Below are 14,025 nucleotides of genomic sequence, written 5' to 3'. Positions count from 1 at the left end.
AATTAGGTGTTTTTATGATTCTCTTTTTAAGCAGATATCCTCAAACTGATACAGAGTTTAGGGATGGCTTTTTTCAACGTGTTGCTAGTATTGATCAATTTTTTTTAGATGATGAGCGTGTATATTTATGTATAAGCCCATTTAAAAACTGGAAAAAGAAAATTAGTAAAAATGGACTAAGAGTTGAGATATCATGTAATTTTTTTATGCATTTTTTTTTGATTATAAGTTTATTTAATAAAGCATCATTAGTGTATATACAATCTATTTATAATGCTTTATATGCTATTTTTTTTATTTGCATTTTTAAAAAATATTATGTCTTAGATTTACATGGTGTAGTTCCTGAAGAATTGGAAATGCAAAATAAAAAATTACATACATTTATTTTTTCAAAGATAGAAAAAATTCTTTTTAAAAAAGTGAATGTTTGTGTTGCAGTAACAAATAAAATGGTTAAGCATTATGAATTGAAGTATTCGAATAGCAATTGTTTTTATATTGTTTATGCTATATTACCGAGCCATTTGAAGAATATTCATTATGATTTTAATGAAAATGAAAGCGTTGAAATTATATATAGTGGAAATATGCAAAGTTGGCAGAATATTGATTTAATGCTGGATGCTATAAAATTAAACTTAGGTAGGAAAATAAATTTTACAATTTTAACAGGTGAATTGGAAAATTTTACTAAATTATTAGAAAAATATCAGATAGATAAAGATTCAATTACTATGAGATCAGTTAAACCAAATGAGTTGGCGGGATATTACAAAAAAAGTAATTATGGATTTATTTTGAGAGATGATATTTTAGTTAATACTGTTGCATGTCCTACCAAAATAATTGAATATTTATCATTTGGAATTATTCCAATTGTTTTATCTCCTAAAATAGGCGATTTTGAAGATCTAGGTTATGAGTATATTTCTATAAATCAGTTGCACGATAATTTGGAAATAAAGAAAAGTTTAAAAAATATTGAAGTTAGTAAAAATATATTTGAGAATAATAATTATGACTTTAAGAGAAAAATAATAAATTTGCAAAAAAATAATATAATTTAGCTTGTTATGGTCTTTATGTATATTTTTATTATTTTTTGAATATTTATGGTGAGAGGTTGTAATGAAGAAAGACGTAATTGAGATGAGAGAAAGTGATAAAATTTTTAATTTAATTTTAGGGATTTTTTTTGCTACTGTTTCAGTTGTGTTGGTGTTATTTTCCTCACTTAAACCATTGGGTTTTGATAAAGATTCATACTCTTATTTATTTGATATGAGGAATATACAGTTTTCTGAAATTTCCAGAGAATATAGTTTTATAATTGTGTCAAAATTTATTAATAACTATTTAGATGGTGATATTTTTTATTTGTTTTTGTTTTATGCAACTTTAAGTATCAGTATTAAGTTGTATTGTATTTATAGATTTTCCGTAAATAAATTATTATCGTTATTTATTTATTTATTATTATTTTATTTTATTCAAGATGTTACTCAAATTAGAGTTGGAGTGTCGACAGCATTTCTATTATTGGCATATGCTTTTTTTTGTATGGGAAACTATAAAAAATACTTAATGATGAGTTTATTTTCTATTTTCTTTCATTATCAAGCAGTTTTGATTTTTAGTATTTTTGTTTTTAATAAAATTAAATTGAAATATTGCTTTATTATTATGATGGTTAGTTTTGTATTTTCTATTTTTTTTAGTGGGCTATTGAAAATACTACTGTTAACCTTTTTTTCTAAGATTGGTTTTGGGTTTATTGCAAGTAAGATAGAAGCATATTATGATAGCTCTGAATTTGGTGCAGTCGCTAAATTTGGAGCTTTTCAATTATTTTATATGATAATTCTTTTTATATATCTTTATCTTTACAGTCGGTTTAAAAACCAGTTTACAAATATTGATATTATAAATTTAAAAATTATGATGTTGAACTTATCATTATACTTTGTGCTGTCATTTAACTCAGTATTTTCCTTAAGGGTTTTTGAATATTTTTCGACATTATTAATTTTTATCATTCCAATGGTGTTGAGATTTTTTTATCCTAAGTCTATTGGGGTTTTGATTGTTTTATTTATTTGTAGTTATTATTATTACAGCGCAATTCTTAGTAATTTGAATTTTGAACTGTACTTTGGGTGATTTAGAATGATTGATATAGTTATGGCTACTTATAATGGCTCTAAATTCTTAGAGAACCAGATACTTTCGTTATTGCAACAGACCTATAAAGATTGGAAACTAATAATTCATGATGATGGGTCAGTAGATAGTACGATTGAGATTGTTGATAAATATATTAAGCAAGATAAAAGAATAAGTTTGATTCAAGATAATAAAAAGGGGTTGAAATCAGGAAAAAATTTTTTGCATACTTTACAATATTCCACTTCTGAGTATGTAATATTTTGTGATCAAGATGATATTTGGTTGGAAAATAAATTGAAAGAATTAATGGGGTTAATGTCAGTTTCTGACAAAAGTGATATCCCTATTTTGGTTTATTGTGATGGGTATGCCTTAGATGAGTTTGGTGTGATTCATCAAGAGAGTATCTCTAATACACATGCTAATAGTATACAAGATTTTATAATTTATAATTCTGGTTACCAAGGTTGTTCAATGTTAATCAATAGAAAATTAATTGATATGGTTAATAATTATAAAGGATATATATATCATCATGATGATATAGTTACTTTATTTGCCTATTCCTTTGGTGATGTGTATTTTTTACCTAAACAGTTAATGCTCTATAGACAGCATGAAAATGCTGTTACTGGGAATAAAGATTTTACAAGGTCAAAGTATAAAAGAATATTTAAAAATGTGGGTTTTGTCGTTTCTAAAGAACATTATTTGGTTAAAAAAAGTTTTCATGAATTGTATAAATATGATGTTGACTCAAATGTTGATAACGTATTTAAAGCTTATTTAAATTATTGTGATAGTTCTTCTTTTTTATCAAGGTTGCTAATTGTTTTATTTACACCTTTAACGTATGGAGGAAGTAAGTTAAAATTGTTAGCTAAGACGTTACTTCAACGGTTATTTGATAAATGAATATGCTTTTATAAAAAACTTATGCTTTTTTTAATATTTAAAAATACAGTCTACTCTTAATTATATTATCAATAGTCCCATTTGAATAATATACGGGCTTTGTTTTTTCTAATCCTATATTTTAATTTGGATGAAGTTATGAATATTATTTATCTTATTACAGGTCTTGGTGGTGGCGGTGCTGAAAAAGTTGTCGTGGATTTGGCAGATAAAATGTCAGAATATGGTCATCAAGTCAAAATTGCTTATTTGAAAGGTAATGTAGTAATTCGTCCTGAAAATGTTGAAATTGAGTTAATTTATCTGGGCTTGGAGTCTATTAAAAATTCAAAAAAATCTTACCAGAGGTACAAAAAATTATTACTGGACTTTAAACCAGATGTTGTACATGCGCATATGGTTCATGCAAATATTTTTGCACGTATTTCACGTTTCTTTTCTCCTATCCCGAAATTGGTTTGCACAGCTCATAGTAATATTGAGGGTGGAAAGGCTCGAATGTTAGCTTATAGAGTGACACATCATTTATCAGACCTAACAACGAATGTAAGCCAATCTGCATCGGAAAATTTTGTAAGACTAGGTGCTGTTCCAACCAATGGAATAACAACAGTTTATAATGGGATAAAATTAGATCGTTTTCATCGCTTAAATACAAATGAAAGTCTGAGAGAGGAAATAGGATTATCTACTACTGACATAATGTTGCTTGCTGTAGGTCGCTTACATGAAGCAAAGGATTATCCGAATTTATTTAATGCGATTGAAATATTATTCAAAGAACATAGCGAATCCAAATATATTCATTTATTTGTTGTGGGAGATGGTAATTTAAAATCAGAGTTTGAAAAGTTGATTACAGATAAAAAGTTAAAAGAGAGAATACATTTGTTGGGGCGGAGAAATGATATTCCAGAATTAATGTCTGCGGCTGATGTATTTATTTTATCCTCATCCTTTGAGGGATTTGGTTTAGTTGTTGCAGAAGCAATGGCATGTGAAACTTATGTTGTAGCCACAGACTGTGGTGGTGTAAAAGAGGTTATGGGTGGGTTTGGCACCTTAGTTCCTAAAAGTGATCCACAATTACTTGCTGATGGTATTCATCAGGCCTTATTGTTAAGTTCAGGTGAAAAAGGCGATAATAATGCTAATGCATTGCAATATGTAAAAAATACCTTTGCATTAGACAGAATTGTAGGGCGGTGGATTGAAATATATGAGTCATAAGAAAAAGATAGCTTTAATTGGTACGACTGGTGCTAGTTTTTATGGCTTTCGTGCAGATTTAATTAAGCAATTGGTTCTGGATGGGTGTTTAGTCTATGCTTTAACCTCAGAATATACAGACCAATGTTTAGAAAAAATAAGACAGCTTGGCGCTGAGCCAGTTGTATATAAATTGATTCGTGGTGGATTAAACCCATTTGCTGATATTGCATCCTACTTACAATTAAAATGTATATTAAAAAAAATTCAGCCAGATATTGCATTTTCTTATTTTGCTAAGCCAGTCATTTATGGGAGCATTGCAGCGAAAGCCGCAAAAGTACCCACAGTGATCGGCATGTTGGAAGGGTTAGGATATACCTTTACTGACCAACCTGAAGGACAAAGTACTAAAACGAAACTCATTCGTAGCATTCAAGTACTGCTGTATAAAATGGCTTTTCCATGCTTGGATAAAATGATCTTTTTAAACCCAGATGATCAAAATGACTTAGTTAAACGCTACGGTTTACGAGTGCCTGAAGTGCATATTTTAGGTGGCATCGGGCTAAATTTAACAGATTACCCTTTTGTAGAAGCCAAAACATCTCCTATTAAATTCTTATTTATAGGACGTTTACTCAAAGAAAAAGGAGTATTTGAGTTAATTCAAGCGATTCGTATTGTAAAACAAAAATACCCACAAGCACATTTTACGATTTTAGGAGCAATTGATCATCAAAATATGGGGGCACTGAAGCAAGAAGAATTAGATCAATTACTTGATAATAAAATATTTGAATATCCTGGTCATGTTGCCAATGTAAATCAATGGATAACAGATTCGAGCGTCTTTATTCTGCCATCATATCGTGAAGGTGTCCCCCGTAGTACACAAGAAGCAATGGCAATTGGCCGTCCTGTAATTACTACAGATGTTCCAGGTTGTCGTGAGACTGTTGTGAATGGTGTGAATGGTTTTCTTGTTCCCCGATGGAATCCGGAAGCATTAGCAGAAAAAATGTGTTATTTTATTGAAAACCCAGAGCAAGTAAATATTATGGGGTTGGAGAGTTATAAGATAGCTCAAGAAAAATTTGATGCTGAAAAAGTGAATTCTAAATTAATTGAGATCATGGGTTTAAAAGATCTAAATGAAAAGACTAGTTGATATAATTATTGCTTCAATAGCACTTTTTTTACTTTCACCAATATTTATTTTTGTTGCATATAAAGTGCGTAAAAATTTAGGTTCTCCTGTCTTTTTTTATCAAGAGCGACCAGGTAAGAATGGAAAACTATTTAAAATGATGAAGTTTCGTTCAATGCGAAATGCATTTGATGAAAATGGAATTGCGTTACCAGATGAAAAGAGAATTACACCGTTTGGACAAAAATTACGATCTACAAGTTTAGATGAAATGCCTCAATTGATTAATGTTTTGAAAGGTAATATGAGTGTCGTAGGCCCACGTCCTCAACTTCCAGAATTTGTAGAGCATTATACACCCCACCAGATGAGAAGGCATGAAGTGAAACCTGGTATGACAGGTCTTGCACAAGTCAGTGGTCGAAACAATTTATCTTGGGAAGATAAGTTTGATTTAGATGTTCAATATGTTGAAAAGCGATCTATAATCTTCGACTTTAAAATTATGTTTAAAACTGTTGAAGTGATGATGAAAAAAGAAGGAATTGATTCGCCCGATGAATCGGTTGGAGCTACTCGATTTTCAGGATCAAATTCCTCTAATTCTAAATCATCACATCACTAATATTGAATTGAAGTGAGTTATGATCAAAAAAGCCATTTTTCCTGTTGCTGGTTTAGGTACACGCTTTCTACCAGCAAGTAAGTCAATTCCTAAGGAAATGGTAACAGTTGTAGATCGCCCAGCCATTGAATATGTCGTAAAAGAAGCTGTTGCGGCTGGAATTGAACAAATTATACTTGTTACACACTCTTCAAAAGCCTCAATTGAAAATTATTTTGATCGTAATTTTGAACTTGAAACCATATTAGAAAATAAGAAAAAATTTGATTTACTCACAGAAATTACGGAAATTCTTCCTAAACATGTCAGTGTAGTGAGTGTACGTCAGCCTCAACCCTTAGGTTTAGGCCATGCAGTTTTATGTGCTAAAGCCGTAATCGGTGATGAGCCTTTTGCTGTACTCTTGCCAGATGTACTTGTTAAAAATAATGATCAAGAAAGTGATTTAGCATTGATGATTGATCATTATAATCAAACGCAAGCTTCACAAATTATGGTTGAAGCTGTGCCTGATCATTTAGTTGATCAGTATGGTATTGTTGATGTTGCACAATCTCCTTCTGAGGGAGAAAGTGTAGTGATGCGCGGTATAGTAGAAAAACCTGTGATTGGCACTGCACCATCTAATTTATCTGTCGTAGGGCGCTATATTCTACCTGCAAAAATTATGCAACTATTGGAAGAAACACCAAGAGGAGCAGGTAATGAAATCCAGCTGACTGATGCGATTGCGACATTACAAAAGTCTGAAAAAGTTGAGGCTTATAGAATGAAAGGTCAGACTTTTGATTGTGGGAGTAAAATTGGCTATTTAAAAGCTGTTCTACATTATGGTATTCAGCACCCACAGTTGGGCGGTCAATTTAAGCAACTCATTAAAGAGTTAAATTTATAATAAATTTGTTGGTATAAAATGAAAATTAGTGTTTTTGGTGCAACTTTGCAAGCAGGTGTATTGGCAGGGTTGCTTGCTGAACACGGACATCAGGTCTTTTGGTGTGCAAATGAGTTAAATAATTCATTTGACCCTCTTGTGATTCATTATCAAGATGATTTTGTTAATCGATTAATTAAACAACAGATCGCTAATGGTTTTTTACAGCGCGTTGTGTCTGAGCAATTACCATTAGATAGTGAAGTTTATTTTTATGGTTTTGGTACCTCAGAATTAGAACGAACAAAAGCGCTGATAAAAAAAATAAGTATGCTACCGATTATCCATCCTAAATTAATGATTAATGGCTCAACTTTTGGTTTGCAAGGGACTGAACAATTAAGACAGTTATTACCACAAGATTCTTGGGCATATTTACCTGATGTGATTCAGGAAGGTAATGCTGTTAAGAGTTTGGTCTCTGTAAAACAAGTCATTGTTGGTGTTGATAATAAAAAAACAGAAAATCTAATTAAAGAGTTGCTGAGACCTTTTTTTCAATTTAAACATCAATACTTATTTATGCCTATTCTCGATGCAGAATTTACCAAATTAAGTATTTCTGGAATGTTGGCTACACGTATCAGTTATATGAATGATTTAGCTTTAGTGACTGAAAAATTAGGGATTGATATTGTTAATGTTCAGCAAGGTCTGGCTGCGGATAGTCGTATTGGTGCTGCATATTTATCACCAGGTACGGGCTTTGGTGGTGAAAATTTTTCACAGGATATTTTGACTTTATCGAGTACTGTTTCAAAAACAGGCGATAAAAGTCAGCTATTAGATCAAGTTTGGACGATTAACGAACAGCAGAAAGAGATTTTATTCCGAAAATTATGGAATTATTACCATGGCAATTTAGCAGGCAAAGTCGTGGCAATTTGGGGTGCTTCTTTTAAAGAAAATACTTCAAGTATTGATAATGCACCTATCCACGTTATGTTAGCAGCACTTTGGGCACAAGGTGTAAAAGTTCAATTGCATGATCCTCAGGCATTGGATGCAGTGCATAAAGTATATGGGCATCGAGATGATTTAATACTATGCGAAGATCAGTATCTCGCAATAGAAAATGCACATGCGCTTTGTTTAATGACAGCTTGGAAACAATATTTAAGTCCAGATTTTAACGTTTTATCTCAAAAAATGGCGTATCCATTTATTTTGGATGGTCGAAATATTTATGATCCGAGCTATGTAAAAAAACAAGGGTTTACATATCAAGGGGTGGGTCGTTCATGAATCAATCGGCGGAACTGAACACAATGCAGGGTGTAAATCTAAAAGAAGAATTAGAGAACCTAGCTGTTATTCAAAAAAAAATGCATCTCAATGACTTGTTTGCTGAAGAAGAAAATCGTTTTGATCGGTATTCAGTGCAATGTGATCAATTGGTTTTTGATTGTAGTAAGCAGAGAATAAATGCGCCTGTTATTGATACTTTGGTCGATTTTGCTGAATCTAAAAATTTAGAAAACTGGATCAAAAGATTTTTTTCAGAAGAAAAAATTAATTACACAGAACAACGCGCTGCTATGCATTGGGCATTGCGTTTACCTATAGAAAATCAAAAGTTTCCTGTTATCAATGAACAAGTGCATGCTCAATTACAAAGAATGTATCGTCTTGTGGATAAAATTCATGCAGGACAATATCGTGGTTGTACTGGCGAAGTGATTCAAAATGTCGTAAATATTGGTGTAGGAGGATCGGATCTTGGTCCGTTGATGGTCTGCCATGCGCTATCCGATTTTAAAGTGCATACTGAAAAACAGTTAGATGTTCATTTTGTATCGACCATCGATGGTAGTCAGCTTTCTGAGTTATTGCACCAATTTAGACCTGAAACGACACTATTTATTATTTCTTCAAAATCATTTGGAACCATTGATACCTTATCTAATGCACAAACTGCGCGACAATGGTTGGAAAAATCATTAGGTGTTCGTGACTGTGTTTTAAAAAATCATTTTATTGGTGTTTCGACAAAACCTGAAAAAATGACGGAATGGGGGATTGCTCCTGATCATCAGTTTCTATTATGGGATTGGGTGGGTGGTCGTTATTCATTATGGTCATGTATTGGTTTACCGATTGCTTTAATGGTTGGTGTGGAAGGCTTTAAGCAACTTCTTGCAGGTGCTTATGCTGTGGATGAACATTTTCAGTCAGCCCCTTTTACACAAAATATCCCAGTACTTATGGGCTTGCTTGGTGTTTGGAATAATAATTTTCTTAATATTCAAACCCATGCTGTGTTGCCTTATGATGGGCGATTAAAATATTTTGCAGCTTATTTACAGCAATTGGAAATGGAGTCGAATGGTAAGTCGACACAACGAAATGAAAAACCTGTTGAGTTAGATACCTGCCCAATTGTTTGGGGAGAAGTTGGTCCGAATGCACAACACGCATTTTATCAGCTCTTACATCAAGGTACTCATTCAGTCAATTGTGATTTTATTGCACCCATCCATCGTTATAATGCGAATCAATTTACCTATGCCGAAAATGCGGAAGCATTAATTGAACAACATCATTTGGCATTATCCAATTGTTTAGCGCAGTCGCGTTTATTGGCTTTTGGTAATCAGGCGCTGAAGCAAGATGAGTTGTCAGATTTACCGATTTATCAGCAATATGCAGGCAATCAACCTAGTACAACCATACTTTTAAAAGAATTGAATCCATATAGTTTAGGTATGCTAATTGCACTTTATGAACATAAAGTTTTTGTGCAGTCTGTAATATGGAATATTAATCCATTCGATCAATGGGGGGTTGAAAAAGGCAAGGAAATTGCCAATCAGCTTTTACCTATTTTAAATGGCTCAGAAAAAGATTTATCCCTGTTAGATGCATCTACGCAGGGTTTAATTAAAATCTTGTTAGGACAATAAGAGGTTACGCAGTGGCAAATATTTTAGTGACAGGTGGTGCAGGTTATATCGGTTCACATACATGTGTTGAACTATTACTTGCAGGTCATGATGTTGTTGTATTAGATAATTTATCAAATAGTTCAGAAGAATCATTAAATCGTGTACAAGAGCTAGCGAATAAAAAACTCACTTTTATTGAAGGTGATATTCGTGATGCAAAAGCTTTGGATCAATTATTTGGTCGACATAAAATTGATGCTGTCATTCATTTTGCAGGCTTAAAGGCCGTAGGAGAAAGTCAGCAGATTCCATTAACTTATTTTGATAATAACATTGCAGGTTCAATTAGCCTTGTTCAAGCAATGGAGCGTGCTGGAGTTTATAATTTAGTTTTTAGTTCTTCAGCAACCGTTTACGATGAAGCAAATACTTCGCCTTTAAATGAAAGTATGCCTACAGGTATGCCAAGTAATAACTACGGTTATACAAAGTTAATTGTTGAACAATTATTAGAAAAATTATCAATTGCAAATGAGCAATGGTCTATTGCATTACTGCGCTATTTTAACCCAGTGGGTGCACATAAAAGTGGTCGTATTGGTGAAGATCCACAAGGTATTCCCAATAATTTAATGCCTTATGTGACTCAGGTTGCGATAGGTCGTCGTGAAAAGCTGTCGATTTATGGTAATGATTACGAAACCGTTGATGGCACTGGTGTTCGTGATTATATTCATGTGGTTGATTTAGCAAACGCACATTTATGTGCCTTAAATAATCGTTTAAATGCAAAAGGTTGTCGTGCTTGGAATATTGGGACTGGGAATGGTTCATCCGTATTAGAAGTCAAAAATACTTTTGAAAAAGTGAATGGTGTTCCCGTTGCATTTGAATTTGCACCACGTCGAGAAGGTGATGTTGCAACCTCTTTTGCAGATAATACTCGAGCAGTTACAGAATTAGCTTGGAAGCCACAGTATCAATTAGAAGATATGCTTTCAGATAGTTGGAATTGGCAAAAGCAGAATCCACAAGGTTACAAAAGTTAAGTTGTTTTTAAAATAAAACAGGAGTCAATTGACTCCTGTTTTATAAATAAGCCTTTAGCCTTGAATAAGCTGTGTTAACTCATCCACATAAGCTTGCATTGGTTCTGGATTACGATCCAAGCGACTTTCAATATTTAAACGCAATAAAGGTTCAGTATTTGATGCACGCACGTTTAAACGCCATGTGCCAAAATCTAAACTAACTCCATCTGTTTGATCAATCGTTGGTTTCTGTTCTGCAAAATGATCAAAAATCTTTTGAATAGTTTCTTGAGTATCTTGAACCTTAAAATTGATTTCACCGCTGCATGGAAATTTAGTAATCATATCTTCAACGAGACTAGATAATGATTGTTTGGTTTCAGAAAGTACAACCACAGCAAGCAACCAAGGAATCATGCCACTGTCACAATAAGAAAAATCACGGAAGTAATGATGTGCACTCATTTCACCACCATAGACCGCATTGTGTTCACGCATGACATCTTTAATAAAAGCATGTCCAGATTTAGATTGAACCGCAACACCATTATACTCATCGACAATGGCTAAAGTATTCCAAACTAAACGTGGATCATGGACAATTTTCTCACCGGATTGTTTGAGTAAAAATGCCTGAGCCAATAAACCAACAATGTAGTAGCCTTCAATAAATTGACCTTTTTCATCAAAAAGGAAACAACGATCAAAATCACCATCCCAAGCAATTCCCATATCTGCATGATGTATTAATACTGCATTACGCGTGCTATCACGGTTTTCAATTAAGATTGGATTAGGAATACCATTTGGAAAAGTGCCATCAGCTTCATTATGAATCTTAATAAACTCAATCGGAATATTGAGTTGTTTGAATTTTTCTTCAATGGCATCGACGACATGACCTGCTGCACCATTTCCTGCATTCATTACCAATTTTAAGGGACGAATTTTTCTAGGATCAATGTATGTCATCAAATGATCGATAAACTCAGGCAGAATATTATATTTTTCTGTATTGCCTTTTTTTTCGACGTCAATAAATGCATTACTTTCAGCCAAAGCTTGAATTTCTTTTAGACCTGTATTCGCACTAATCGGGCGAGCATTTTCTCGGACCAATTTTAAGCCATTATAATCCATCGGATTATGACTTGCGGTGATTTCAATACCACCCTGTACATCTAAATGGAATGCACCGAAATAAACTTCTTCCGTACCTGTCATACCAAGGTCAAGAACATTCACACCTGCATCATTTAAACCTTTAATGGTTGCTTGTTTTAAACCTTCACTGCTTAAACGAATATCACACCCAACAACAACGGTTTTGGGTTGATGAATTTGTCCATAGGCACGTCCAATTTTATAGGCGATCTCTTCATTGAGTTCAGAACCAAGTTTACCGCGAATATCGTAGGCCTTAAAACAAGTAAGTGTTGTCATTGTGCACATTTCTTATCATTTAAAAGACATGAGTATACAGAAGGAGCGTACTGCTCTAAAGCCTGATTAATGTGAGTTTTTATTGTGAAGAATAGCGATATATAAAATAAATGATTGTATGAATGAATAAGTGTCGAATAAGCGTTTGAATTATGAGTGAAAATTAAATGGCTTATTCACTAAGCGAAAGATAAAAAATGACACATCTTAATAATAAAAATCAATCTAATCACATGTTTACAATAATATATGTTCTAATTAGTATAAAGTGTTTGTTTTGTGATCGAAGTCACATTATTATTAAGGGGATAATATTTTTAATATTTTATAAAAATGAGGCAACATAATGACAAGAATCGTAGTCGTAGCTAAAAATGGCGGTGATTTATTACAAGATACTCAAGCGAGTGATGTAGTTTTAAATCAAGCATCGGTCGTACAAGTTGGTGTAACCAAAGAACATGTAGAGTCTATTCTTCGGGAAGGTAACTCTGTTGTTATCACATTAAAAGATGGTGAAAAAATTGTCATTGAAAATTTCTTCAATGATGCCAATAACGCCGATAACTCCCTCGTATTTCCAGAGCAAGATAAAGGTTTTGCTTTAGTTGAATTTGATGCTGCAGGTAAAGGTGTCAATTATGCAGGATTAGAGAGTGTTGAACCACTGATTTATTCGGATGGTAATGCTGGATTGATCCCATGGTTATTCCCTGTTGTTACAGCAGGGGGAATATTGTGGTGGGCACATCGTCATGATAAAGGGGATGGCGCAGATACAACTTCTCCAACGGCAAAAGCTGTACTTACAGGGGTGACTGAAGATACAGGTGTTAACCTACATGATTTTATAACACAAGATAATACCTTAGTTTTTAATGGGAAAATTACTGGTCCTTTGGCTGCGGATGAAAAAATCCAAGTTAGTCTAGATGGGGGTAAAACTTGGGTTGATGCTGTTGTTGATCGTGGTAATGGCTCATGGAGCTATGACAATACTAAAACGCCGTTGGCGGATGGAACTTATACTGTTCAAGTTCGTACAATTGATGCAAGTGGTAACGTTGGTTCAGTTACAGAACAGAAGGTTGTTATTGATACACAAGCACCTGTTGAGGGGAGTTTAAGTGATCTTCATTTGACTGATGATGTGGGGCCTGTAGTTGGGGAAATTAAAAACGGGACTCAAACAGATGATACTCGCCCAGAATTTTCAGGAAAGGCAACACCAGAAGTTGAACATGTTAATATTTATGACAACGGTCAGTTAATTGGTACTGCAACTGTTAAGGCTGACGGTACATGGACATTTACTCCTGAGACTCCTTTATCTGGTGGTGCACACAGTCTTACGGCAACACCTGTAGATCAAGCGGGGAATGAAGGTAAGCCTACAGCTCCTATTGGATTTAATGTGGTCGGCGATGCACCACCAGCACCGACGATTCAAACCGTTGCAGATGATTTTGGTAGTGTACAAGGTCCAATCCAAAAAAATGGTGTGACAGATGACAAGACACCAACCATTAGTGGTACTGCTCAACCAGGTTCAGTGGTTCATGTTTATGTTGATGGTAAAGAAGTCGGGACAGCAACGGTTAGCCCAGATAAAACATGGTCATTAGAGCTACCTAATTTAGGTGTAGATGGACCGAAGAACATCA

General features: G+C 33.6%; 12 protein-coding genes. 11 read left to right on the top strand and 1 reads right to left on the bottom strand.

The window, feature by feature from the left end; genetic code table 11:
• Positions 1-14: 14 nt before the first annotated feature.
• From B9T35_RS14925 to galE, 10 genes are all read left to right on the top strand, one after another.
• Complete coding sequence (locus B9T35_RS14925) at positions 15-1,070, top strand: glycosyl transferase family 1 (RefSeq protein WP_086191891.1); 1,056 nt, start codon at positions 15-17, stop codon at positions 1,068-1,070.
• Positions 1,071-1,131: 61 nt separating this feature from the next.
• Positions 1,132-2,163 carry an EpsG family protein gene (locus B9T35_RS14920; protein WP_086191890.1) on the top strand — a complete coding sequence of 344 codons (1,032 nt, stop codon included), beginning with the start codon at positions 1,132-1,134 and terminating at the stop codon, positions 2,161-2,163.
• A gap of 6 nt (positions 2,164-2,169) precedes the next feature.
• Positions 2,170-3,084 (top strand): glycosyltransferase family 2 protein, encoded by a 915-nt coding sequence (locus tag B9T35_RS14915; protein WP_086191889.1) that lies wholly within the window; start codon positions 2,170-2,172, stop codon positions 3,082-3,084.
• Between the two features lie 138 nt (positions 3,085-3,222).
• Positions 3,223-4,314, top strand: a complete 1,092-nt coding sequence (locus B9T35_RS14910) for a glycosyltransferase (RefSeq protein WP_086191888.1) — start codon at positions 3,223-3,225, stop codon at positions 4,312-4,314.
• Positions 4,304-5,464, top strand: coding sequence for a glycosyltransferase family 4 protein (locus B9T35_RS14905; protein WP_086191887.1), 1,161 nt, complete (start codon positions 4,304-4,306; stop codon positions 5,462-5,464). Before B9T35_RS14910 ends, B9T35_RS14905 begins: the two co-directional genes overlap by 11 nt.
• The gene (locus B9T35_RS14900; RefSeq protein ID WP_086191886.1) at positions 5,448-6,068 is read left to right on the top strand and encodes a sugar transferase; all 621 of its coding nucleotides are present in this window, start codon (positions 5,448-5,450) and stop codon (positions 6,066-6,068) included. The genes B9T35_RS14905 and B9T35_RS14900 overlap by 17 nt, the downstream gene beginning before the upstream one ends.
• Positions 6,069-6,087: 19 nt before the next feature.
• Positions 6,088-6,963 carry a UTP--glucose-1-phosphate uridylyltransferase GalU gene (gene galU / locus B9T35_RS14895; RefSeq protein ID WP_086191885.1) on the top strand — a complete coding sequence of 292 codons (876 nt, stop codon included), beginning with the start codon at positions 6,088-6,090 and terminating at the stop codon, positions 6,961-6,963.
• A gap of 18 nt (positions 6,964-6,981) precedes the next feature.
• Positions 6,982-8,247, top strand: coding sequence for a UDP binding domain-containing protein (locus tag B9T35_RS14890; protein WP_086191884.1), 1,266 nt, complete (start codon positions 6,982-6,984; stop codon positions 8,245-8,247).
• 23 nt (positions 8,248-8,270) lie between these two features.
• On the top strand, positions 8,271-9,905 hold the full coding sequence (gene pgi, locus B9T35_RS14885) for a glucose-6-phosphate isomerase (RefSeq protein WP_416202452.1): 1,635 nt from the start codon (positions 8,271-8,273) through the stop codon (positions 9,903-9,905).
• Between the two features lie 11 nt (positions 9,906-9,916).
• Positions 9,917-10,936, top strand: a complete 1,020-nt coding sequence (gene galE, locus B9T35_RS14880) for a UDP-glucose 4-epimerase GalE (RefSeq protein WP_086191882.1) — start codon at positions 9,917-9,919, stop codon at positions 10,934-10,936.
• 54 nt (positions 10,937-10,990) lie between these two features.
• Here galE and B9T35_RS14875 read toward each other — a convergent pair whose 3' ends face one another.
• The gene (locus B9T35_RS14875; RefSeq protein WP_086191881.1) at positions 10,991-12,361 is read right to left on the bottom strand and encodes a phosphomannomutase; all 1,371 of its coding nucleotides are present in this window, start codon (positions 12,359-12,361) and stop codon (positions 10,991-10,993) included.
• Between the two features lie 346 nt (positions 12,362-12,707).
• Between B9T35_RS14875 and B9T35_RS14870 the strand changes: the two genes are divergently transcribed.
• Positions 12,708-14,025, top strand: a 1,318-nt coding sequence (locus B9T35_RS14870; protein ID WP_139842043.1) for an Ig-like domain-containing protein, incomplete at its 3' end; no start/stop codon positions are given.

This window comes from Acinetobacter sp. ANC 3832, assembly GCF_002135415.1.
GTDB lineage: Bacteria > Pseudomonadota > Gammaproteobacteria > Pseudomonadales > Moraxellaceae > Acinetobacter.
The sequence above is the reverse complement of the archived record's forward strand: the minus strand, read 5'-3'. Positions and strand labels throughout refer to the sequence as shown.